Origin of the sequence: Mesorhizobium sp. C264A (assembly GCF_040324515.1) — a bacterium.
In the GTDB taxonomy this organism is placed as follows: domain Bacteria; phylum Pseudomonadota; class Alphaproteobacteria; order Rhizobiales; family Rhizobiaceae; genus Mesorhizobium.
This window is the reverse complement of sequence record NZ_JAMYVY010000002.1, coordinates 1,570,240-1,593,568: the sequence shown is the minus strand read 5'-3', so window position 1 is coordinate 1,593,568 and position 23,329 is coordinate 1,570,240. Positions and strand designations below refer to the sequence as shown.

The 23,329-nt window shown below is 63.3% G+C and carries 23 protein-coding genes and 2 pseudogenes; 13 read left to right on the top strand and 12 right to left on the bottom strand.

Features of this window, described 5'->3' with window-relative positions:
- Window positions 1-78 precede the first annotated feature (78 nt).
- Entirely contained in the window at window positions 79-642 is a 564-nt protein-coding gene (locus NKL04_RS26835; RefSeq protein ID WP_023668634.1) for a peroxidase-related enzyme, read from the top strand.
- A 66-nt stretch (window positions 643-708) separates the two neighbouring features.
- The gene (locus NKL04_RS26830; protein WP_198029284.1) at window positions 709-1,086 is read left to right on the top strand and encodes a hypothetical protein; all 378 of its coding nucleotides are present in this window, start codon (window positions 709-711) and stop codon (window positions 1,084-1,086) included.
- A 25-nt stretch (window positions 1,087-1,111) separates the two neighbouring features.
- Here the strand turns inward: NKL04_RS26830 and NKL04_RS26825 are convergent.
- Window positions 1,112-1,725 (bottom strand): annotated as a pseudogene (locus tag NKL04_RS26825) (LysE family translocator).
- Between the two features lie 139 nt (window positions 1,726-1,864).
- On the opposite strand from NKL04_RS26825, the gene NKL04_RS26820 reads away from it, so the two are divergent.
- Entirely contained in the window at window positions 1,865-2,899 is a 1,035-nt protein-coding gene (locus NKL04_RS26820) for an L-idonate 5-dehydrogenase (protein WP_023700191.1), read from the top strand.
- A 339-nt stretch (window positions 2,900-3,238) separates the two neighbouring features.
- The gene (locus NKL04_RS26815) at window positions 3,239-3,868 is read left to right on the top strand and encodes a DUF1062 domain-containing protein (RefSeq protein WP_023700190.1); all 630 of its coding nucleotides are present in this window, start codon (window positions 3,239-3,241) and stop codon (window positions 3,866-3,868) included.
- A gap of 55 nt (window positions 3,869-3,923) precedes the next feature.
- Here the strand turns inward: NKL04_RS26815 and typA are convergent, their stop codons facing one another.
- The gene (gene typA / locus NKL04_RS26810; RefSeq protein ID WP_023681424.1) at window positions 3,924-5,753 is read right to left on the bottom strand and encodes a translational GTPase TypA; all 1,830 of its coding nucleotides are present in this window, start codon (window positions 5,751-5,753) and stop codon (window positions 3,924-3,926) included.
- Between the two features lie 197 nt (window positions 5,754-5,950).
- Between typA and NKL04_RS26805 the strand changes: the two genes are divergently transcribed.
- Window positions 5,951-6,229, top strand: a complete 279-nt coding sequence (locus NKL04_RS26805) for a hypothetical protein (RefSeq protein WP_023753187.1) — start codon at window positions 5,951-5,953, stop codon at window positions 6,227-6,229.
- 47 nt (window positions 6,230-6,276) lie between these two features.
- On the opposite strand, the gene NKL04_RS26800 is transcribed toward NKL04_RS26805, so the two are convergent.
- A complete protein-coding gene (locus NKL04_RS26800) occupies window positions 6,277-7,851 on the bottom strand; it encodes an alkaline phosphatase D family protein (protein WP_023700189.1) in 1,575 nt (524 codons plus the stop codon).
- Window positions 7,852-8,114: 263 nt separating this feature from the next.
- Window positions 8,115-9,398 carry an MFS transporter gene (locus NKL04_RS26795; protein WP_027050546.1) on the bottom strand — a complete coding sequence of 428 codons (1,284 nt, stop codon included), beginning with the start codon at window positions 9,396-9,398 and terminating at the stop codon, window positions 8,115-8,117.
- 73 nt (window positions 9,399-9,471) lie between these two features.
- On the opposite strand from NKL04_RS26795, the gene NKL04_RS26790 reads away from it, so the two are divergent.
- Window positions 9,472-10,089: a TetR/AcrR family transcriptional regulator gene (locus NKL04_RS26790; protein WP_023668625.1), complete on the top strand. Its 618-nt coding sequence runs from the start codon at window positions 9,472-9,474 to the stop codon at window positions 10,087-10,089.
- A gap of 255 nt (window positions 10,090-10,344) precedes the next feature.
- Window positions 10,345-10,941: a hypothetical protein gene (locus NKL04_RS26785; RefSeq protein WP_023700187.1), complete on the top strand. Its 597-nt coding sequence runs from the start codon at window positions 10,345-10,347 to the stop codon at window positions 10,939-10,941.
- Between the two features lie 219 nt (window positions 10,942-11,160).
- Here NKL04_RS26785 and ppa read toward each other — a convergent pair whose 3' ends face one another.
- The 7 genes and pseudogenes from ppa to NKL04_RS26750 all read right to left on the bottom strand — a co-directional run bounded on the left by ppa (window position 11,161) and on the right by NKL04_RS26750 (window position 16,209).
- Entirely contained in the window at window positions 11,161-11,694 is a 534-nt protein-coding gene (ppa, locus tag NKL04_RS26780) for an inorganic diphosphatase (protein WP_023668623.1), read from the bottom strand.
- 122 nt (window positions 11,695-11,816) lie between these two features.
- A complete protein-coding gene (locus NKL04_RS26775) occupies window positions 11,817-12,323 on the bottom strand; it encodes a GNAT family N-acetyltransferase (RefSeq protein ID WP_023668622.1) in 507 nt (168 codons plus the stop codon).
- 168 nt (window positions 12,324-12,491) lie between these two features.
- Window positions 12,492-13,130, bottom strand: coding sequence for a TPM domain-containing protein (locus tag NKL04_RS26770; RefSeq protein ID WP_023700186.1), 639 nt, complete (start codon window positions 13,128-13,130; stop codon window positions 12,492-12,494).
- Between the two features lie 6 nt (window positions 13,131-13,136).
- Complete coding sequence (locus NKL04_RS26765; protein ID WP_023681431.1) at window positions 13,137-14,027, bottom strand: TPM domain-containing protein; 891 nt, start codon at window positions 14,025-14,027, stop codon at window positions 13,137-13,139.
- Between the two features lie 34 nt (window positions 14,028-14,061).
- Window positions 14,062-14,517, bottom strand: a pseudogene (locus NKL04_RS26760) (TPM domain-containing protein); the annotation flags it as partial.
- A gap of 49 nt (window positions 14,518-14,566) precedes the next feature.
- On the bottom strand, window positions 14,567-15,367 hold the full coding sequence (locus tag NKL04_RS26755) for a TPM domain-containing protein (RefSeq protein ID WP_031209172.1): 801 nt from the start codon (window positions 15,365-15,367) through the stop codon (window positions 14,567-14,569).
- A gap of 209 nt (window positions 15,368-15,576) precedes the next feature.
- Entirely contained in the window at window positions 15,577-16,209 is a 633-nt protein-coding gene (locus NKL04_RS26750) for a LemA family protein (protein ID WP_023681434.1), read from the bottom strand.
- A 163-nt stretch (window positions 16,210-16,372) separates the two neighbouring features.
- Between NKL04_RS26750 and NKL04_RS26745 the strand changes: the two genes are divergently transcribed.
- The 6 genes from NKL04_RS26745 (at window position 16,373) to NKL04_RS26720 (ending at window position 21,822) form a co-directional block, all read left to right on the top strand.
- Window positions 16,373-16,624, top strand: coding sequence for a hypothetical protein (locus NKL04_RS26745; protein ID WP_023700184.1), 252 nt, complete (start codon window positions 16,373-16,375; stop codon window positions 16,622-16,624).
- 133 nt (window positions 16,625-16,757) lie between these two features.
- A complete protein-coding gene (pdxY, locus tag NKL04_RS26740; RefSeq protein ID WP_023668615.1) occupies window positions 16,758-17,642 on the top strand; it encodes a pyridoxal kinase PdxY in 885 nt (294 codons plus the stop codon).
- On the top strand, window positions 17,639-18,403 hold the full coding sequence (locus tag NKL04_RS26735; RefSeq protein WP_023700183.1) for a DUF429 domain-containing protein: 765 nt from the start codon (window positions 17,639-17,641) through the stop codon (window positions 18,401-18,403). Before pdxY ends, NKL04_RS26735 begins: the two co-directional genes overlap by 4 nt.
- Before the next feature lie 149 nt (window positions 18,404-18,552).
- Window positions 18,553-19,197, top strand: coding sequence for a carbonic anhydrase (locus NKL04_RS26730; RefSeq protein ID WP_023668613.1), 645 nt, complete (start codon window positions 18,553-18,555; stop codon window positions 19,195-19,197).
- Window positions 19,198-19,264: 67 nt separating this feature from the next.
- Window positions 19,265-19,678: a hypothetical protein gene (locus tag NKL04_RS26725; RefSeq protein ID WP_023668612.1), complete on the top strand. Its 414-nt coding sequence runs from the start codon at window positions 19,265-19,267 to the stop codon at window positions 19,676-19,678.
- Between the two features lie 89 nt (window positions 19,679-19,767).
- Window positions 19,768-21,822, top strand: a complete 2,055-nt coding sequence (locus NKL04_RS26720) for a M3 family metallopeptidase (protein ID WP_023681439.1) — start codon at window positions 19,768-19,770, stop codon at window positions 21,820-21,822.
- 31 nt (window positions 21,823-21,853) lie between these two features.
- On the opposite strand, the gene NKL04_RS26715 is transcribed toward NKL04_RS26720, so the two are convergent.
- A complete protein-coding gene (locus NKL04_RS26715; protein ID WP_023688837.1) occupies window positions 21,854-23,329 on the bottom strand; it encodes a M81 family metallopeptidase in 1,476 nt (491 codons plus the stop codon).

Below are 23,329 nucleotides of genomic sequence, written 5' to 3'. Positions count from 1 at the left end.
GGCGACAAAGGTTTGACGGCTCGATAAGAATTACAGGAATTCGACGGTCAGGCGGCGGTGAACGAAGAGGGAGACCCCATGTCCGGCAAAATCAGCGCACTTGACCTCGGTATCGCGGAACTGAGCGAGGCGACAAAAGCCTATTTCGCCAAATGCGAGGAAAAGCTCGGCCTGGTTCCCAACGTGCTTCTTGCCTATGCCTTCGACGAGAAGAAGCTGCGCGCCTTTACCGACACCTACAATGATCTGATGCTGGGTGAATCCGGCCTGTCGAAGCTGGAACGGGAGATGATCGCGGTCGTCGTTTCCTCGATCAATCACTGCTATTATTGCCTGACCGCGCATGGCGCGGCGGTGCGCCAGCTCTCCGGCGATCCGGCTCTCGGCGAGATGATGGTGATGAACTTCCGCGCTGCCAATCTTTCACCGAAACAGACGGCGATGCTCGAATTCGCCGTCAAGCTGACGGAAGAGCCGGCAAAGATCGTCGAGGCGGACAGGGAAGCACTGCGCAACGCCGGCTTCACCAACCGAGACATCTGGGACATCGCCTCGACCGCCGCCTTCTTCAACATGTCGAACCGCGTGGCGGCGGCCATCGACATGCGCCCGAACGACGAATACCACTCAATGGCGAGGTGACCAATGACGATAGATACGTCAGGCAAGTGGTGGGTTGGCAGCGAGCCCACTGACATCGGAGAATACTTGGAAGCCTATGGCGCCGACAACGCCGAGGTTCATGACTTCAGGCTCGCCCGCTGCAAGTGCGGTTCCATCTCGTTTCTCCTCGATGCCGACGATGACGAGGGTGTGGCGCGACGAACGTGCACGGTCTGCGGATCCGAGCATCTTATCTGCGACAGTGCGGAATTTTGGGACGAAGCCCAGCCGGAACGATGGGCGTGCACCGAGTGCGGCTCCGAAGCTGCAAACATCGGCGTCGGGTTTTCCATCTACCCGGAACGTGACGGCGTTCGCTGGCTTTATGTTGGCGTACGATGCGCGGCCTGTGGCGTTTTGGGATGCTTCGCCGGCTGGAAAGTTGGCACGTCTGATAGCATGGGTCTATTGGACAAAGTCTAGCTTTGAGGTTCCCATAGAAAGGCGGTCAGGATCGCGCCGCGATGGCCGCGGCGGCGCCGGCCATCGTCGTGGCGCTGATGCGGTTGGCGATCTTCATCGCACGCTTGCTCTTCAACAGTTTGCGCGCCTGTGAGGCCGCGACGACCCAGGCGAGATCGATGGCGATCAGAACCACCGCCATCGTCGCCGTCAGTTCGACCCAGCCGATGACACTCACCGAAGCGAGGTCGATGATCGTCGGCAGCAGCGCCAGATAGAACATCATGATCTTGGGATTGCCGAGCGTCACCGCCATGCCGGCAAAGAACAGCTTTGTCGCCGAATCCTCGCGCGGCATCTCGCCTTCTTTTGCGTCGACAGGTGCGGTCCACATCTTGAAGGCGAGGTAGGCGAGGTAAGCGACGCCGATCCATTTCACGACGACGAAGGCTAAATGGAAGGTCTGCGCCACGACCGCCAGCCCGAACACCGCCAGCGACAGCCAGATGGCCTCGCCGATCCACATGGCGAGCAGGAAAGGGAACACGTCGCGAAAGCCTTTCGAGATGACGCGGGCACAAGTGCGGCGATCGACGGGCCGGGCGAACCGGCAGCGACGAACAAGGCGGCGGCGAAGATCAGGAGCGAGGTGAGGTGCATGACGGAGCCTTCGAGCGTTGGATGGCGAAGAATATCCGATCGGCGTCAATTTGGCACCCTCTGCCTGAGGGCCAACGAACGCGACACATTTCGGAGATCGGACTTGCCCGTGCCAGCGGTTTGAGAAAGGATCGCGGCCGTGAAATCAATCGTCATCCACGCCGCAAAAGACCTGCGCATCGAAGAGACCGATTCGGGCGCGCCTGGCGCCGGACAGGTCGAAATATCGGTCGAGGCCGGCGGCATCTGCGGCTCGGACCTGCACTACTACAATCATGGCGGCTTCGGCGTGGTGCGCCTGCGCGAGCCGATGATCCTCGGACATGAGGTCGCTGGCACGGTGAAGGCACTTGGCGCCGGCGTTTCCAGCCTTGCCGTCGGCGACCGCGTTGCGATTTCGCCCAGCCGGCCCTGCAATGCCTGCCGCTATTGCCTGCAGGGCATGCAGAACCAGTGCCTCAACATGCGCTTCTACGGCAGCGCCATGCCGATGCCGCATATACAGGGCGCCTTCCGCCAGCGCCTCGTCGCGGAGGCCTGGCAGTGCCACAAAATCGCCGACCATGTCTCCATCAACGAAGCCGCCTTTGCCGAGCCGTTCGCGGTAACGCTGCATGCCGTGAACCGCGCCGGTTCGCTGCTCGGCAAGCGGGTTCTGGTCACCGGCAGCGGGCCGATCGGCGCGCTGTGCATCCTGGCCGCGCGCGTCCACGGCGCGCGCGAGATCGTCGTCACCGATGTCATGGACGCGGTTCTGGCCAAGGCCAACGAGATCGGCGCCGACCGCACCATCAATGTCGCCACAGATGCCGACAAGCTCGCTGGCTACAATGTCGAGAAGGGCAGTTTCAACGTCATGTTCGAATGCTCCGGCAATGAGCGCGCGGTGCGAGCCGGGCTCGATGTGCTGAAGCCGCGCGGGGTGCTCGTGCAGCTCGGCCTAGGCGGCGACATGTCGCTGCCTCAGAATCTCATCGTCGCCAAGGAGATCGAAATGCGCGGCTCCTTCCGTTTCCACGACGAGTTCGCGCTGGCCGTCGATCTGATCAACAACCGTCGCGTCGACGTCAAGCCGCTGCTGACCGGCATCTATCCGATGGACGAGGCGGTTGCGGCTTTCGAGATCGCCGGCGACCGCAACAAATCGATGAAGGTACAGATCGCCTTCGCCTGAGCAGGGCGAGACACCCTATGAACCTTGCCCGCTCGGCATCTTGCCGCTAGAAGAACCGTCCCGACATTCATTTCGAGCTTCATTTTGCCTCAGTAACCGCCGGTCTCGCCAACTCCCTGATCACACTTGGCAGGGCGCCGCATTAAGCGGTGCCTGCTCCATTTCACGTGTTCCTCAGGCGGCGGTTCGAGACCGGTTTGGCACTGCTGAACCGTTGTCGCGCGCTTTGCCGCCCGTGACAGCTGATTTCCGACATAGCTAGCTCTCGCCACGCCGTGCCCGCATGGGCATCTCGCCATTGCCGACCTGAAGAACTTCCACACTGGAAGGTCTTCCGGCTTGTCCCAACATCTCGCTATCCGCTGGGCAATCGCGCCCGAAATCGCACCTCGACCCCTGATCCACTGCAACCGCTGCGGCGCCGTGAAAGCCTATCGCTGCAGCGACAAATTCCGCGTCAACGCCAATGGCAAACGCATTGATGTCTGGCTGATCTATCGCTGCATCGACTGCGACAATTCGTGGAATTTCGGCATTTTCGAACGCTGCAACCGCCGCGACATCGAACCCGCGCTGCTGGCAGCGCTCGAAAGCAACGATCCGGCCCTCGCCCGCCGCCATGCCTTCGATGTCGTGGCTTTGCGAAACCGGGTCGGCCGCGTCGAGGAGTTTCCCGATGTCGCCGTTCACAAACACCGGCTCGGCGGCGAAGGCCGACCCGCAGCCGCGCTTGAAATCAGGCTTGGGCTGGAAATGCCGACATCGCTGCGGCTCAACCGTCTGCTCGCCGGCGAACTCGGCATCTCCCGATCAAGGCTTCAGGCGCTGGAGGAGAAACGATTGCTGGTTGTTGTTCCCGAAGGCGCCAGAGCTTTGCGCAAGCCAGCCCGCGACGGCACGGCGATTCGCATTGACCTGGCCGACGAGCCGGATCGTGAAGCCATCATTTCGGCTGCCGTGGGTGAATGACAAGAGGGGCGAAGCACCGGTGCTTCGCCCCTCTCGAATTTAGACAATCAGACGATTACGCCGCGCCCACAACCTTGGCCGACTTCTCGAAGCGCTTGCGCTCGTTCGGGTCGAGATAGAGCTTGCGCAGGCGGATGGTCTTCGGCGTCACCTCGACCAGCTCGTCGTCCTGGATCCAGGCCAGCGCGCGCTCCAGCGTCATGCGGATCGGCGGCGTCAGTTTCACCGCCTCGTCCTTGCCGGCGGCGCGGATGTTGGTCAGCTTCTTGCCCTTCAGCACGTTCACTTCGAGGTCGTTGTCACGGCTATGGATGCCGATGATCATGCCCTGATAGACCTTGACGCCCGGGTCGATGACCATCGGGCCGCGGTCTTCGAGGTTCCACATGGCATAGGCCACTGCCTCGCCCTGTTCGTTGGAGATCAGCACGCCGTTGGTGCGGCCCGGCAGTTCGCCCTTGTAGGGCTGGTAGGCGTGGAACAGCCGGTTCATCACGGCGGTGCCGCGCGTGTCGGTCAACAGTTCCGACTGGTAGCCGATCAGTCCGCGCGTCGGCGCGTGGAAGACGATGCGCTGACGGTTGCCGCCCGAAGGCCGCAGCTCGACCATCTCGGCCTTGCGCTCCGACATCTTCTGCACGACGATGCCGGCGTGCTCCTCGTCGACGTCGATGACGACTTCCTCGACCGGCTCCAGCAATTCGCCATTTTCGCCCTTCTGCATGACGACGCGCGGACGCGACACGGCGATTTCAAAGCCTTCGCGGCGCATCGTCTCGATCAGCACGGCCAGCTGCAATTCGCCACGGCCGGAAACGAAAAACGAATCCTTGTCAGGCGATTCCTCGATCTTGAGCGCGACATTGCCTTCGGCTTCGCGCAGCAGGCGGTCGCGGATGACGCGGCTGGTCACCTTGTCGCCTTCAGTGCCGGCGAGCGGCGAATCGTTGACCAGGAAAGACATGGTCACGGTCGGCGGATCGATCGGTTGCGCATGCAACGCCTCGGTCACCGCCAGGTCGCAGAACGTGTCGGCGACGGTGCCTTTGGACAGGCCGGCAATGGCGACGATGTCACCCGCCTGCGCCTCTTCGATCGGTTGGCGCTCGAGGCCACGGAACGCGAGGATCTTGGAGATGCGCCCGGTTTCGATCTGGGTGCCGTCATGGTGGAGCACCTTGACCGCCTGGTTGGACTTCAGCGTGCCGCTCTCGATGCGGCCGGTAATGATGCGGCCGAGGAATGGATTGGCTTCCAGGATGGTGCCGATCATGCGGAACGGGCCGGGATGAACGGTCGGCTCCGGCACATGCTTGATGACGAGGTCGAACAGCGGCGCCAGGCCCTGGTCCTTCGGGCCTTCCGGATTTTCCGAGACCCAGCCATCGCGGCCAGAACCGTAGAGGATCGGGAAGTCGAGCTGCTCGTCGGTCGCGTCAAGCGCTGCAAACAGGTCGAACACCTCGTTGACCACCTCGACGTGGCGGGCGTCCGGACGGTCGATCTTGTTGATGACGACGATCGGCTTCAGGCCGACCTTGAGCGCCTTGCCGACGACGAACTTGGTCTGCGGCATGGGGCCTTCGGCGGCGTCGACCAGCACGATCGCCGAATCCACCATCGACAGGATGCGCTCGACCTCACCGCCGAAATCGGCGTGGCCGGGTGTGTCGACGATGTTAATGCGGGTGTCCTTCCAGTCGACCGAGGTCGCCTTGGCCAGGATGGTGATGCCGCGTTCCTTTTCGAGGTCGTTGGAATCCATGGCGCGCTCGGCGACGCGCTGATTGTCGCGGAAGGAACCGGATTGCCGCAGCAATTGGTCGACGAGGGTGGTTTTTCCATGGTCGACGTGCGCGATGATCGCGATATTACGAATTTTCATTTTGTGGTCTCGGGAGCGTTGCAGGCAGCAGGCCAAAAGGCGCCGCCTCTTTCGGTTGCGCGGCTCATACAGGGTTTTTCGCAATTGCGAAAGAGGAGGCGCACCACCAAATACTCATCAAATCTTAAGCATCTCGGTGTGAGATGGTTTTGTTAACCAAGGCGGGAACCTTTCTGGGCCCGGGTAGTTCGAAATTCATGACCGACAAACTCAACCGATTTTGGCCCCTCATCGCTTCGGTCGCATTCGCTGCCGTGCTGGCGGCCAATGCCGCTCAATCGGCCGCCACGGTGAAGGAAGCCAATCCGGCTTCGTCGTCCGACCGGACGGCCGAGCAGATGTTTGCCGACGCCCCTGATGGCGTCGACCCCGTGGTCACCGGCCCGGTCAGCGCCTCTTTCAAGCAGAGGCAGCAGGTTGCAGGCTGCGACAGCGCGGTGTGGCCGAAGATTCCGACGGTTTGCTACCCGGACTGACAGTTGCCCATTCCAGGCATAGCGATCCTTCGCACCGGCCCAAAGGCTTACGCCGACCGCACCGGATCGAGCGTCACCTTGTAAAGCTCGATGTCGTCGCGATCCATCAGCCGCACGGTCAGCTGCTCTGTCGCCCCTGAAATGTCCACCAGGCCAAAGAACTGCAGGCCGGCCGAGGGTGGCAGGTTCTGGCCCTGTTCGGTGGTCGGCGCCTTGATGAATTTCAGCTCCGGGCCGAAGGTCATGTCGAAATCATTGGGACCGAAGGTACCGGCGTGGATCGGGCCCGAGACGAATTCCCAGAAAGGATTGAAATCCTGGAACCGCGCCTTGTCGGGGTTGTAATAGTGCGCCGCCGTGTAGTGGACATCGGCGGTCAACCAGACCGTGTTGGTGATGCCGGCAGTCTTGATGTAGCGCAACAGGTCGGCGATCTCGAGCTCGCGGCCTTTGGGCAGGCCATTGTCGCCATTGCTGATGGCTTCCGCGCCGACCTTCTTGGCGCCGTCGTCCCAGACGACGAGGCCGAGCGGCATGTCGGCGGCAATGATCTTCCAGGTCGCCCTGGAATTCGTCAGCTCGCGCTTCAGCCATTTCGTCTGCTGTTCGCCCAGCATGCGTGACTGCGGCGTCATGTCCTCCTGCATGTCGGGGCCGTTCGGGCCGCGATAGGAGCGCATGTCGAGGAAGAACACGTCGAGCAGCGGCCCATGCGCGATCTTGCGGTAGACGCGGCCGGGCTCGGACGGCTCGTAGCGGATCGTCGTCATCTCATGGAAGGCGCGCGCCGCACGCGCCGCGAGCACATGGATGGATTTTTCGGTGTAGCGGCTGTCGGCGCCGAGATTCTTCGAATCCGACCAGTTGTTCAGCACCTCGTGATCGTCCCACTGGTAGAAGGTCGGGCAGATGGCGCTCAAGGCCAGAACGTTTTTGTCCATCATGTTGTATTTCCACTGGTCGCGGTACTCATCCAGCGTCTCGGCCACCTTGCGCTTGCCGTCGATCAGGACGACGTTTTTCCACTTGCCGCCGCCAGGCAGGTCTACCTCGTCCTTCATGGCGCCATCGGCATAGATGGTGTCGCCGGAATGCAGGAAGAAATCCGGCGTGTGCCTGGCGATGGTGGCGTAGGTTTTCATGCCGGTCTCATCGATTCCCCAGCCCTGGCCGGCCGTGTCGCCCGACCAGGCGAATTTTATGTCGCGCTTCGAGGCGGGTGCTGTGCGGAAACGGCCGACGATCGGTTCGGAAACGGCGTTGATATCCGACAGGTCGGCGGCAGTCATCCGGTAGAAGATATCCTGGTCGGAGGCGAGGTCGGTAAGCAGGCGCTTGACCGTGAAGTCGCTGGCCGGCGAGGTATCGAGCGGCGCCAGCCGCGTCGCATTGGCGAAGTTTTCCGTCGACGACACTTCGAACATGACGCGCGAAGGCCGGTCGGTGCGCGTCCACACCATGCCGCTCGAGGCATCGACATCGCCGGACTGGACGCCATGGGTGAAGGCCGGGCGCTGGCTGGCGCGCGAATAATAGGGCAAAGCGAGCCCCGATGCGCCGAGCAGACCGGCGGCGCTGGCAGAGGTGACGAAAGCGCGGCGGGTCAACGAGATCTTGTTCATGGCTGTCTCCTGATGGCTTCGAACGGTGCCAGCAAGCTCCAGCTTCAATGTTTCAGCCACATCTCGGGAAGATGAAACTTTGATAACAACCGACAGGTGATCTCCGCCCTTGAGGGGGGAGATGTCGCCGAAGGCGACAGAAGGGGGTCGCCTCGCTTGGAGCGCCGACCTCCTATGCGCAAGAGGCTGAGTCCGGTCGCACGGACCCCCTCTGGCCGCTTCGCGGCCATCTCCCCCCTGAGGGGGGAGATTAGTACCGCGCCTTACGCCGCTTGCGGCTCCGGATCGAAAGCCGGCCTGCTCGTATTGATCAGCAGCGACAGACACGCAGCCACGATCGCCGTCATGCCGGCGATCAGGAAAGCCAGTTCGTAATTGCCCTGCAGTTCGCGCATGGTGCCGCCGAAGGCGGCGGCGGTGGCGGCGCCGACCTGGTGGCCGGCTACGATCCAGCCGAACACGATCGGGCCGCTGCGGTCACCGAAGGCCTCGTTGGCGAGCCTGAGCGTCGGCGGCACGGTGGCGATCCAGTCGAGACCGTAGAGCACGGCGAAGATGATCAGGCTGGTCGCCGAGAAGCCGGAATAGGGCAGATAGATCAGCGCCAGGCCGCGAATGCCGTAGTAGACGCCGAGCAGCTTGCGCGGGTCGAAACGGTCGGTGAGCCAGCCCGAGAGCGTCGTCCCGATCAGGTCGAAAATGCCCATTAGCGACAGCAGGCCCGCGGCCTGTACCTCGGGGATGCCCATGTCGCCGCAGAAAGAGATCAGATGCGTGCCGACCAGCCCGTTGGTGGTGAAGCCGCAGATGAAGAAGGTGGCGAACAGATACCAGAAGACGCGGGTGCCGGCAGCGCGGCGTAGCGTGTTCAGCGTATGCGCCAGGAAATTGCCTTGCGATGCCGGCGATACCGGCGGCACGTCATCGGTCCCGGCGCCATAGCGCACCATGCCGATCGAAGCGGGACGCTCCGGAACCAACAGCCAGACCAGCGGCAGAAGACAGGCGGTGGCGATCGAGACGGCGGTAGCGACGGGCTGCCAGCCGCCCGACTGGGCGAGCGATGCCAGCAGCGGCAGGAACACCAAGAGGCCGGTGGCGCTGGAGGCCGACATCAGCCCCATCACCAAGCCGCGATTGGTCTTGAACCAGCGGTTGACGATGGTGGCGCCGAGCACGGTGGCGACCGCGCCGGAGCCGATACCTGAAAACACGCCCCAGGTGAGGAACAGATGCCATGGCTCGGTCATCAGCAGGCTGAGCGCGGTCGAGCCCGACATGATCACAAGCGAGGCAAGCAGCGTGCGGCGCAAGCCGATACGCTCCATCAATGCGGCGGCAAACGGCCCGGTCAGGCCGTAAAGGAAGATGCCGATCGCGGCGGCAATCGAAACCGTATCGCGCCCCCAGCCGAAGCTTTTATCCAACGGCAGCATCATCACCGAGGGTGCGGAACGAAGCCCGGCCGCGATCAACAAGCAGAGGAAGATGACGCCAACCACGACGAAAGCGTAGCGCTGGCCAAAGGGACGGGATTGAGCTATCATGTTACTGACCGGTACGTTGCAGGGTGAGGACATGTATACGTACCGATCGGTAACACGTCAATCGAGTCATACCATGCCAACGGACAAAAATATTGAACTGACCATCAAGGACGGTCATGCAGCCGCACCGCCCAAGGCTGCCAAGAAAATCCTCGACGTGGCGTACGACCTGTTCTACCGCCGCGGCATCCGGGCGATCGGCGTCGACGAGATCGTCAAGCGCGCCGGCGTCACCAAGCCCAGCCTCTACCGCAGCTTTCCCTCCAAGGACGAGCTCGCCGCTTCCTATCTCAGGCAATATGACCGTGAGTATTGGGAGCGTTTCGACGAAGCCGTGGCTGCCCATCCCGGCGACCCGCGGGCACAGCTCAGGGCTTTCCTGACTCGCGTCGGCAAGCGCACGCAAAGGCCGGACTATCGCGGCTGCGGCATGACCAACGCGGCGGTGGAATATCCCGAACATGGCCATCCGGCGCGCGTCGTCAGCGAGGCCAACAAGCAGGAGTTGCGCCACCGCCTGCGCGCGATGGCCGCAGCGATGGGCGCTAAAGACCCTGACACGCTCGGCGACGGCCTGCTGCTGTTGATCGAAGGCGCCTATATCAGTGGCCAGCTCTTCGGCCTCGGAGGCCCGGCGGCAGCGGTCGCCCACAACGCCGACCTGCTGATCGAGGCGAGCTTGAAGAAATAACATTTCGAACGTTGGCGCCGCCCCTCACCTGCCGGCATCCTTTCCCGGAAATGGGGCGAGGAACGCTCTCATCACGATTTCGCCAATTGCCGGCGTTGCAAGGTTGTCGCCAGCGGCGCAGCCGGCCACTTTCTCCCGTTCAGGGGGAGAATTGCCCGGCAGGGCGATTTGGGCGGCGCCAACGTTGAGATTGGCACGCTAGGCCGGCCGCAGATTTGGCGATAGGCTGGGGCGAACTTCACGGGAGACGTCCGCATGCGAACCCTGCTGCTTGTTCCATTCGCCCTCGCCGCCCTATCCCAAACCGCCCATGCCGACGGCATATCCAGCGTCTACACCGACCTCGACTCGCAAAAGGACTGCGTCACCTATGCGCAGGCGCAGGAAGGCGACGGCGAATGGGCCGAACTCGCCTGCTCCGGCTATCGTGGCTATCCCGTGCTGATCGCCTATGACGACGCCCGTGAATCGCTGTTCTACGGATTTCCGCCCGGCGGCGACATGACCTCGGTCTGGGAGAGCTTTTCCGGCTTCAACTCGTCCGGCGCCAAGGTCGAGTGGCGCATCGAGACCAAGGGCGACGTTGCCGTTCCCTTTGCCGTCATCCACCGCCGCTCGATCAGCAATCCCGAGGACGAGAACAAGCCGACCGAAGTGCTGCTCGTCGCCAAGGTCGCCCAGATGGAAGCCCGCGACGGCTGCACCATCGGCCTCGTGCTGGCCACCGGCAACCCGCAGGCCAATGACCAGGCGCGCAAGTTGGCCGACGAAAAGGCGAAGAGTTTCGCCTGTGGCAAGGACAAGCACACCGTCATCGGCAACGTGCCGGCGTTTGGTCGGGTGGATAACTAGTCACGTGGGTGCAAGGCACCCCCCTCTGCCCTGCCGGGCATCTCCCCCTCAAGGGGGGAGATTGGCAGCTTCGCTGGCGGCGCTTTTCTTTCGGCGCTGAAAATTGACGAAAGCCGTTGCGACTCCCCCCTTGAGGGGGAGATGGCCGGCAGGCCAGAGGGGGGTGCCTCGCGCTGGCGTTTGCCGCTTACTTGAACGAGACGCAGGCCTCTCTCGGCGCTACTTTGCCGCCTTCGCCCGTGCGATCGCGTCGACGATCATCTTCTTGGCGTATTTGGAATCGTGCCAGCCTTCGATCTTGACCCATTTGCCGGGCTCGAGATCCTTGTAGTGCTCGAAGAAGTGCTGGACCTGGTCGCGGGTGATCTCGGGCAGCTGCGTGTATTCGGTGACGTTTTCGTAGCGCAGCGTCAGCTTCGGCGACGGCACGGCAATGACCTTCTCGTCCTGGCCGGCATTGTCTTCCATCACCAGCACGCCGATCGGTCGCACATTGATGACGCAGCCCGGCACCAGCGCGCGCGTGTTGCAGACCAGCACGTCGATCGGGTCGCCGTCGCCCGACAGCGTGTGCGGCACGAAACCGTAATTGCCGGGGTAGCGCATCGACGTATGCAGGAAACGGTCGACGAACAGCGTGCCGGCCTCCTTGTCCATCTCGTACTTGATCGGCTCGCCGCCGATCGGCACCTCGATGATGACGTTGATGTCCTCGGGCGGGTTCTTTCCGATGGCAATGGCTTCGATACGCATGCTTAAATCCCTCTCTCGATCTCCAAGATCGATAGCGGGCGGCGCGGCATGGTGCAATGCGGCGATTGGTGCGAAGCGCTAACGGAAGCGCACGGTTTATGATGATTTGTAACCGAGGCCGGTCATTCCCAGACGAAGGCGACCTTCTTGAGCGCCCTCTGCTCGAAAATCTCGACGCCTTCGGCGACGTCACGGCCACCCGCGCCGGCATAGAAGGAAAGTGCGTTCTGGTTGTCTTCCAGCGCCCACACCACCATTCCCTTCAGCCCGTGGTCGGCAAGCCGCGCCCGCGCCGCCTTGAACAGCCGGCTGCCGAGCCCGATGCCCTGATATTCCGGACGCAGGTAAAGTTCGTAGATTTCGCCCTGTTGCTTCAGCTCGCGGGCGCGGTTCTTGCCGATCGTGGCATAGCCGGCGATGGTGCCGCCGATCTCGACCACCAGAACGGTGGCGGCGCGGCGGATGGCGTTGGCCCACCAGTCGGCGCCGCGGCGGTTGATCATCGAGGTCAGCGAGCGATGCGGGATGATGCCGGAATAGGCGCCCTCCCAAGCCTGCTGGTGCACGTCCGCAATGGCGCCGGCGTCGCGCGGTTCGGCTTTCCTGATGTCGATGCTCAGCGTATTCATGATTTGTTAACCATAAACCCGCATCGGCCATTTGCAAGAGTCGAGGTCAGCCCGCCGACCGCTTTCTCACAGCCGATCGCGACACTGCTGACAATGGGCAAAGCCTGCCTGGAAAACGCACCCAGCCGGCGCGGTCAGGCGTCCGTCCGGGTAGCGCGTGCTGGCTTTTCAGATCTCGACGAGATGATCGTCCAGTTCATTGGCATCGCCCGACGTCACCGGGAAATGCTCGGCCAGCACCGCGCCGACCTGCCCGATCGCCTTGACGAAGCCGTCGGCGAGCCGGTCGTCACCGGCATGCTGCAGGAGATCGCGCACCACGCCGTCCCAGACATGCTGGCCGACCTTGCTGTCGATGCCCGAATCGGCGACCACTTCGGCATAACGCTCGGCGATCGACACGAAGACCAACACGCCGGTGCGCGCCGTGGTGCGGTGGACATTGCGGGCGAGGAACTGCCTGAGCGCATTGTCATGTGCCGCCTGATAACGCTGCCGGCGCGGCACCAGATGGATGCGCAAGCCCGGCAGCGCCCACAAAAGCACCAACACCGAGGCCAGTGCCAGCAGTTGGACAATGACGAAATGCGGCAGCCGGATCGACAGCCACCAGGCTTCCAGCCCATAGGCGACGGCGAGGCTGGCAATCAGCATGCCAGATGTCGCCATGAAGGCGGCGGGAAAGAAATAGCCGTCGCTGGCATGCGCAACGACGCAGTAGATCTCGCCGTCGGTTTTGGCCTCGGCCGCGCGGATCGCGGTGGCGATGCGCTCATGGTCCTGTGGGCTGATCGGTCGTGTTGCCATCTTCTCTCACCAGCTCCCTGAAGACCCGCCACCGCCAGACGAACCGCCGCCGCCTGAAAACCCGCCGCCGCTGCTTGAGCCCGAAGACCAGCTGCTGCCCGAACTTCCCGATGACCATCCGCTGCCCGACGACGAACTTGTTGTCCAGCTGCTGGAGCCCGAGGACGATCCGCTCGGCCCCTGGCCGTAGCGAAAGGTCATGCCCAGCCATTTATACACGCCCGGCGACAGCTTGGTGCCGAAGATCGGCGGCAGGAATGCCATCGCCAGACCGCCGAAGAACATCGCCGCCCACAGGATCAGGAAGACCGCGACGACGGGATCGATGGGCGTGCTGCGGTCGGCCGGGTTGCGCTTGCCGCGCGCCTCCAGTTCTTCCGGGTTGCCTTCCAGCACCATGACCATGTCGTCGACGGCCTTGGAAATGCCGCCGGAGAAATCACCGGCGCGGAACGCCGGCACCATGTCGTTTTCGATGATCAGTTTGGTGTGCAGGTCGGTCAGCGTGCCTTCCAGCCCGTAGCCGACCTCGATGCGCATCTTGTGGTCGTTCTTGGCCACCAGCAGAAGCACGCCGTTGTTTTCGCCGGCCTGGCCGAGTTTCCAAAAGCGGAACAGCCGGTTGGCGTAGGGTTCGATCTCCTCGCCGTCGAGGCTGTTGATCGTGGCGACGACGATCTGGTCGGAGCCTTTGGTCTCGAAATCCGCGAGCTTCTGCGTCAGTGCCGCCTTGGTCGCGGCGTCGATAATACCGGCATTGTCGACCACCCGCCCGGTGAGTGCCGGCAGGTCTGCCGCCAAGGCTACAAACAGCATGGTGAGCATCGTCAACAGGGCGATGCCGATCGTCGCGGCTGCGCGGCCAGGTCTTGGCGGATTGAAGACGCGTACTGTCATGCCGTCACCAGTTCCCTCAACCACCATGACTGTCCTCAATCACCATGATCATGTCGTCGACCGCTTTGGAAATACCGCCGGAGAAATCCCCGGCGCGGAAGGCCGGCACCATGCCTTCAATGATCCGTGTGGCGTGCTGGTTGGTGAGCGTGGCTTCCAGCCCGTAGCCGACCTCGATGCGCATCTTGCGGTCGTTCACGGCCACCAGCAGAAGCACGCCATTGTTCTTGGCCTTCTGGCCGAGCTTCCAGGCGTTGAACAGCCGGGTGGCGTAAGGCTCGATCTCCTCGCCGTCGAGGCTGGGAACCGTCGCGACGACGATCTGGTCGGAGCCTTTGGTCTCGAAATCGGCCAGCTTCTGCGTCAGCGCCGCCTCGGTCGCAGCGTCGATGATGCCTGCATTGTCGACGACACGACCGGTGAGGGCGGGCAGTTCCGCCGCCAGCGCCGCGAAGCTGACGAGCAAGACCAGCAAGGCAGCGCCGGTCATCGTGGCGAAGCGGCCATGCCAGGGATTGGCGATGCGTGTTGTCATCTCGTCACCAGCTTCCCGAGGAGCCGCCGCCGCCGGACGAACCGCCGCCGCCGGAAAAGCCGCCACCACCGCTTGAACCCGACGACCAGCCGCCCCCGCCCGAAGACCCGCCGCCGCTGGATGACCGCTTGTGCGGCTCGAATGTCATGCCGAGCCAGCGATAGCGGCCGGGACCGAGTTTTTGGCCGAAGATCGGCGGCAGGATGGAGGCGGCCATGCTGCCGAAGAACATGATTGCCCAGATGCTGATGAAGACGCCGAAGAACAGATTGTCGGTATTGATGGGCGGCTTCTGGTTGCGCTCGCCGCGCGCCTCCAATTCCTCCGGATTGCCTTCCAGCACCATCACCATGTCGTCGACGGCCTTGGAAATGCCCCCGGAGAAATCGCCGGCGCGGAACGCCGGCACCATGTCGTTTTCGATGATCAGCTTGGTGTGCAAATCGGTCAGCGTGCCTTCCAGCCCATAGCCGACCTCGATGCGCATCTTGCGGTCGTTCGGCGCCACCAGCAGCAGCACGCCGTTGTTTTCCTTGGCCTGGCCGAGCTTCCAGAAGCGGAACAGCCGGTTGGCGTAAGGCTCAATCTCCTCGCCGTCGAGGCTGGGGATGGTTGCGACGACGATCTGGTCGGAGCCTCTGGTCTCGAAGTCGGCGAGTTTCTGGGTGAGCGCGGCTTTGGTGCCTGCATCGATGATCCCGGCATTGTCGACGACGCGGCCGGTCAGCGCGGGGAGGTCGGCGGCGAAGGCGGTGAGGGGCAGGAAGACGGCCAGAAAGGCGAGAAGAACACCAAGGTTGGCGATCCTTCGCGTCCCCCTCTGTCCTGCCGGACATCTCCCCCTCGAGGGGGGAGATTGGCAATCTCGCTGCCGACGCTCAGCCGGCAACGCTGATAATTGGCGCAAGGACAGAAGACAGCTGATCTCCCCCCTTGAGGGGGAGATGTCCGGCAGGACAGAGGGGGGTGTGAAGGAACGCAAGGCTGGCAAAGGCCAAGCTCACCCAGACGTCATCACCCGCCCTGCTTCGTGCCGAAATCGACCTTCGGCGGCTGCATCTTGTCTTCTTCGACGGTGAAGTTGGCGAAGGGCTCGTTGCTGCGGAACCAGAAGGTTGCCCATAGCACCGACGGAAAGGTCCTCAGCGTCAGATTGTAATCCTTGACCGCCAGGATGTAGTCGCGCCGCGCCACGGCGATACGGTTCTCGGTGCCTTCGAGTTGCGCCTGCAGCGCCAGGAAATTCTGGTTGGCCTTGAGGTCGGGATAGGCCTCCGACACCGCGATCAGCCGCGACAGCGCGCTGGTCAGCCCTGATTGCGCATCCTGGAACTTCTTGAGCGCTTCGGGGTCCTTCAGCGTTTCCGGCGTCACCGTGATCTGCGTCGCCTTGGCGCGCGCTTCGACCACCGCATCGAGCGTGTCCTTTTCATGCGAGGCATAGCCCTTCACCGTCTCGACCAGATTGGGAATGAGGTCGGACCGACGCTGATACTGGTTCAGCACCTCGCTCCATGCCGCCTTGGCGTTTTCCTCCGCCGTCGGGATGGTGTTGAAGCCGCAGCCGGCGAGCAGAGGCAGCACGACGGCCATCATCAGCACGGCCGGCAGACTGCGGAAAGGGAAGGCAAGGCGCTGGGCAAACATGGTGAGGTCCCTCGACAGAAGTTGCATGCGAAGCATTAGCACAATCCGCGCTCAAGAAAATGTCTGCCGCTGGCGCGCATTCCTGGCGCGCATTCATGCGCCGGCGAGGCCCTGTGATTGATCGCGCGAACACGATATGGTTGCCGGCAAACAGGACAGGATCATGGCGGAACGCCGCGACGATGACAGCGAATCGCGCCGCATTATCGAGCGCGTGGCGAACGAGGGCGGCCTTGGCGGCGCATCGCTGGTGTCACGGGCAGCGAAAGGCGCCCGCGATCATGTTACCGCAGCCGAGGCCGACCGATCCGATCCGATCGAGGTCTGGGGCACCCGCATCGGCCGCACACTTGGGCTCATCGTCGCCCTCGGCCTTTTGATCTGGCTCGTGTACTACGCCTCCCGGGGCAGCTAGAGCATGATCCTGAAAAGTGGGAACCGGTTTTCTCGGACAAGCGGGAACCGTTTTGTCCGGAGATCATGCTCCAACCAAAGAGATAGATCAGGATGACGATTCAACGAAAAATTATCCGTATCTAGGATTTTCCATGAACAGCGAAAAAGCCGACGCGCCGCGCGCGGTCATCGTCATTTCCAGCCATGTCGCCCGCGGCTCGGTCGGTAACCGCGCCGCCGTGTTTGCGCTGGAGACGCTGGGCTTTCCGGTGTGGGCGGTGCCGACGGTCATCCTGCCCTGGCATCCGGGCCATGGCCGCGCCACGCGCATCGTGCCGCCGCTCGACCAGTTCAAGGCGCTGATGGCCGATCTCGAGCGCGCGCCCTGGCTGGGCGAGGTGGGCGCGGTGCTGTCGGGCTATCTCGGCGAGGCCGGCCAGGCCGAGGCCGTCGCCTCGCTGGTTGCGGCAGTCAAGGCCAAGACGCCGGACGCGATCTATATATGCGATCCGGTGATGGGCGATTCCGGCGGGCTCTATGTGCCCGAGCCGACGGCCGCCGCGATGCGCGACCGGCTGATGCCGATCGCCGACATCGCCACCCCCAACCGCTATGAGCTGGAATGGATGGCCGGTGCGCCTTTGCCCGATCTGAAATCGGTGATCTCGGCCGCCCTCCATGCCGGACCGTCAACAATGCTGGTGACGTCGGCACAGTCGATGATGACCGGCGGCACCGGCAATCTGCTGCTTGACGGCACCCAGGCGCTGCTGGCCGAACACCGCCTCATCGACAAGCCGCCGAATGGCCTCGGCGACCTGACTGCGGCCGTCTATCTCGCCCGCATCCTGTCGGGACAGCCGCCGATCAAGGCGCTGCAATCGACCACCGCCGCCGTCTACGAAATCCTGGCGCGAACCGCCAAGCGTGGCGGCGACGAGCTGCAGCTTGAAACCGATGCCCAGAGCCTGTCGCACCCGATGGCGATGGTGCAGCTGCGCCACCTCACCCATCCGGGGCGGGACCGCCGGGCGTGATCTCGACCGTGGTCGTCGGGGTCGACGGCTGCAAGGCCGGCTGGATCGCCGTCCGCCGCGATCTGGATGTCGCGCCGTCAGTCCGCGTCTTTCCCAGCTTTGCGACCCTGCTCGACGCCTTGCCCGCCGATGCGACAGTGGCCGTCGAGATGCCGATCGGCCTGCCGGACGTCTCGCAAAGAGGCGGGCGCGGGCCGGAGACCTTGGTACGGCCAATGCTCGGAGCACGGCAATCCAGCGTCTTCTCTATCTCGTCCCGCGCGGCCCTCTACGCCGACATCAGCGACTTCACCACGGTCGAGGCCTGGTATGAGGCGCATCGGCGCGCCAGCGAGGTGGCCAAGGCGACCTCCGATCCGCCACGCGGCGTCTCGATCCAGGCCTTCGGCATCTTTGCCAAGGTACGCGAGATCGACGCGCTGCTGATCGCACGTCCGCAACTGCGCCGCCGCGTCTTCGAATCGCACCCCGAAGTGGCCTTCTGCCGGCTGAACGGCGAAAAACCGATGACGCTGCCGAAGAAGATCAAGGGCGCAGTCAATCCTGCCGGGATGGAAGAGCGCAAGGCACTGCTCTGCCGGCACGGCTATACCAGAGCTTTCCTTGACCAGCCGCCGCAACGCGGTGCTGCCGCCGACGATTTCCTCGACGCCGCAGCGATGATGCTGATTGCCGGACGCATTGCCGGCGGCGAGGCAAAGCCGTTTCCCGACCCGCCGCTTGCCGACCGTTTGGGCATTCCCCTGGCGATCTGGGCGTGAGGCAAGCGGCGAGCCATGCGTGCGGCATGGCGATTTGCGACGAAGCCATCCGCAATTCGGCATTGCCCGCGACGGGCATTTGCCGTTAGAGCCTTTCTAACTTGAAATGAGCTGCCGTCGCTAACCCCGAAAGGCTTCATCCCTAGCCCATGCCCCATCTCCCCGAACATCTTTGGACCGGCTACCGCAACTTCATGAATGGCCGCTATCTCACCGAGAGCGGACGCTATCGCGAGCTCGCCCGCGAAGGGCAGGCGCCCGAAACCATGATCGTTGCCTGCTGCGATTCCCGCTCTGCCCCCGAGGCGATCTTCGACGCCGGTCCGGGCGAACTGTTCGTCCTGCGCAATGTCGGCAATCTGGTGCCGCCCTATGCGCCGGACGGCGAGTTCCACTCGACCTCGGCCGCGCTCGAATTCGCCGTGCAGAGCCTGAAGGTGAAAAACATCGTAGTGATGGGCCATGGCCGCTGCGGCGGCATCCGCGCCGCGCTCGACACCAATTCGGCGCCGCTGTCGCCCGGCGACTTCATCGGCAAATGGATGAGCCTGATCGCGCCGGCGGCCGAAACCGTTTCGTCCAGCACGTTCATGACGACAACCGAACGGCAGACGGCGCTGGAGCGGATTTCCATCCGCTATTCGATCGCCAATCTCAGGACCTTCCCTTGCGTCTCCATCCTCGAAGGCAAGGGGCGGCTGTCGCTGCATGGCGCCTGGTTCGACATCTCGACAGGCGAGCTCTGGGTGATGAACAAGGACACTGGCGACTTCGAGCGGCCGGATTTGACGTAGACCCATGATCCCGAAAAGTGGGAACCGGTTTTCGGATAAGGGCATGGTCAAATAAGAGGAGGGAAGAATGCGGGTTTGGCGTGCGATCGCTTTCGCCGTAGCGGCGCTGCTGATTTCGCTCGTCCCTGCCCGCTCCGATGACGGCGCCATTATCGACCGCTGGTATTCGGCGCTGCTGGTCGCCGATCGCACCGAATTGTCGGACCTGCTCGCCGACGATGTCCGCATCAAGCTCGACGATCTCGGCGTCGTGCAGTCGAAGCAGGAGTTCATCGCGTCGATCGACGAATGGAAGGGCGCGGTCGCCGGCGCCGCAATCCGGCATCGCGTCGAAAAGAGCGAGGCCGGCGTCACCACTGTCATCGCCTGCTATGATTTCCCCAACAATGACATGCTGATGCAGGAAACGTTCGCCGTCACCGGCAACCGCATCACCGCCAGTTCGCAAGCGGCGATCGCGGAAAATTGCGACGGCTTCTGACGCGGGCTTGAACGGCCGCGCTGTTGCGCCGCGCCAGTCATCGCCCTACATCGGTCCAGCAAGCTCCGCCAATCATCGAAAGATCCCCCATGCCGTCCACGAAAACCGTCGATCTCGCCGCCCATCCGCTGACCAAATGGCAAGGGCCGCTCGGCCTGCCGGATTTTGCCAGCATCGGCGACGACGATTTCTCCTCGGTGTTCGACGCGGCGCTGAAGGCACATGAGGCCGAAATCGATGCGATCGCCGGCAACAAGGATGCGCCGACCATCGAGAATACGCTGGCAGCCCTCGAACTCGCCGGTGAGCCGCTCGACCATGTCTCGTCGATCTTCTGGTGCCGGGCCGGCGCCCACACCAACGATGCGATCCAGGCGCTGGAGCGTGAGATCTCGCCGAAGATGTCGCGGCATTTCTCGGCGATCTCGATGAACGAGAAACTGTTTGCCCGCATCGACGACCTCTACCAGCGCCGGGAGACGCTAAAACTCGACGTCGAGACGCTGCGGGTGCTGGAGAAGACCTGGAAAGGCTTTGTGCGATCGGGCGCAAAACTCGACGCCGACGGCAAGAAGCGGCTGGCCAACATCAGCGAGGAGCTGTCCTCGCTCGGCACCACTTTCGGCCAGAACGTGCTGGCCGACGAGCGCGACTGGGCGCTGTTCCTCGACGAGGCTGATCTTGCCGGCCTTCCGGACTTCGTGAAGAGTTCGATGGCCGAAGCCGCCGAGACGCGCGGCCAGAAGGGCCGCTACGCCGTCACTTTGTCGCGCTCAATCTATGAGCCGTTCACGACCTTTTCTGAACGCCGCGATCTGCGCGAGACCGCTTTCCGCGCCTTCACCATGCGCGGCCAGAATGGCGGCGCCAGCGACAACACCGCAGTGGTGCGCGACATGCTGAAACTGCGCGCCGAAAAGGCCAGGCTGCTCGGCTATGCCTCGTTCGCCGCGCTGAAACTCGACGACACCATGGCCAAGACGCCGAAGGCTGTGCACGACCTCCTCGACCCGGTCTGGGAGAAAGCGCTGGAGAAGGCCGCCGCCGACCAGAAGGAGCTGGAGCGGCTTGCGACCAAGGCAGGCAGCAACGAAAAATTCGCCGCCTGGGACTGGCGCTTCTACCAGGAGAAATTGCGCGCCGAAAAATTCGACTTCGACGAGGCGGAACTGAAACCCTATCTGCAACTCGACCGGGTCATCGACGCCTGCTTCGACGTCGCCACAAAACTGTTCGGCATCACTTTCGAGGAGAAGAAGGGCATCGCCGCCTGGCATCCCGACGCGCGCGTCTTCGTGGTGAAGAACGCCGATGGCAGCGAGCGCGGCCTGTTCCTCGCCGACTATTTCGCCCGATCCTCGAAGCGTTCTGGCGCCTGGATGAGCGCGCTGAAGTCTGGCTACAAGCTTGGGGATGGCTCCAAGCCGGTGATCTACAACATCATGAACTTCGCCAAGCCGCCGGCGGGGGAAGCGGCGCTGTTGTCGGTCGATGAGGCCAAGACCCTGTTCCACGAGTTCGGCCATGCTTTGCACGGCATGCTGACCGACGTCACCTGGCCGTCGGTGGCGGGCACCTCGGTTTCCCGCGATTTCGTCGAACTGCCTTCGCAGCTCTACGAGCACTGGCTGACGGTGCCCGCAGTGCTGGAAAAGCATGCGCTGCATGTTAAGACCGGCAAGCCGATGCCGAAGTCGCTGCTCGACAAGATGCTGGCCGCCCGCACGTTCGGCGCCGGTTTCGCCACGGTCGAGTTCACAGCGTCGGCGCTGATCGACATGGCGTATCACGCGCGGCCGGATGCGCCGGCGGAACCGCTGCGTTTCGAAGCCGAAACGCTGGAAAAGCTTGATATGCCCGACACCATCGCCATGCGTCATCGCACCCCGCATTTCGGCCATATCTTCTCCGGCGACGGTTATTCAGCCGGCTACTATTCCTACATGTGGTCGGAAGTGCTCGACGCCGACGCCTTCGCCGCCTTCGAGGAGACCGGCGATCCCTTCAACCCGGCGCTGGCGGAACGGCTTCGGAAGAATATCTATGCCGCTGGCGGGTCGAAGGATCCGGAGGAGCTGTACACGGCGTTCCGCGGCAAGATGCCTTCGCCGGAAGCGATGATGGTGAAGCGGGGATTGCTATAGCGCCGCCTTATCTCCCCCCTCGAGGGGGAGATCACCAGCGCCAAGGATCCGCCACCCGTGGCCACACCGGCCGCGTCAGCTTCCTGTAATCCGTCACCGCCGGATTGCTCGGATACGAGCTCGGCGCCGAGACATAGATGATCTCCGCCGCGATCGGTTCAAAGCCGGCGTAGAAATGGTTGGTTGACTTGATCAGCAATATGTCCTTCGACAACGGATCGACACCGATGTTGGAGAAGACATCCGGCTCGAAGGTCTGCGTGCGGTTGGTGTTGAGGATGATGTCGATTTCGGTGCCTTCGAGCCGCACCAGCGCCGTCGGTCCGAGCGTCACCCGGCTCGGCCCGAAGCTCTGCCAGCCCTCGGGGACGGCTTTCAACACCTTGACGCGCGCATCGATCGGTTCGCCGGCCAGCGGCCCGGCCTTGCCGCCGAAGCGCAGGTCGATGACGGCGCCTTCGCCTGCCGCCTGGCAAAAGGTGACAGCGATCGGGTCCCAGATCGTCGCCACGCCAAAATTGTCCACGCCCTGTTCCAGCATGGCGCGCAGCACGACCGTACCGTCGCCGGCGACGCCACCGCCGGGATTGTCCCAGATGTCGGCAATCACAACCGGCTTGCCGGGATTTTCCTTGCGCACGGCCAGTGCCCGCGCGATGCCGTCCTCGGTGTTCAGCATCGTCATCGCCGTCCTTTCGCGGATGGCGTAAAGCTCGTGCCCTAGCCTCTCCGCCAGCGCATCGCCCTTGGCCTTGTCATTGTCAGTGACGACCAGGATGCGCGTGCCCATTTCCGGCACGTCCGCGGCCATGAAGCCATGGATGACCGAGACCGACAGCACGCCGTCCTTGCCGTGCAGCGCCTTGATGCGGTCGACGAAGGAGCGCATCGGCTCGCGGCTGGTCGGCAGCACCTGGATCATGCGGCAGTCGAACGTCGAGATCACCGGCTTGATCTCGTCGCGCGCCGCCGCCAATCCAAGCTCGACGACATGTTCGCCGCGCTCATAGAAGTCGGTGTGCGGGAATTCGAGGAAATAGGCCATGACATTGCATGCCGCGACGCGCTTTGGGGTCAGATGACTGTGCGGGTCGAGCTCGACCGCGATCACCACGTCGGGCCCGACGATTGCGCGAACCCGTTCCAGCAGATCGCCTTCGCAATCGTCATAGCCTTGCGCCACCATGGCGCCGTGCAGGCCGAGGATGACGGCGTCGACCGGCAAGGCTGCCTTCAACTGGCCGAGAATCTCGTCGCGCAACGACTCATAGGTCTGCCGCTGCACCAGCCCGCCCGGCTCCGCCCAGGTGGCGGTGCCTTCGATGACGGTCAGCCCTTCGGCAGCCGCACGCCGGCGCAGCGCGACCATCGGCGAGGAGCACAAGGTCGGCGTGTCTGGATGCTTGCCCGGCCCGGCATAGAACGCCATCTCGAACGACGCCCGGTCGGTCGGCACCGGCGAGAAGGTGTTGGTTTCGGTCGCCAGCGAGGCGGTGAAGATGCGCAT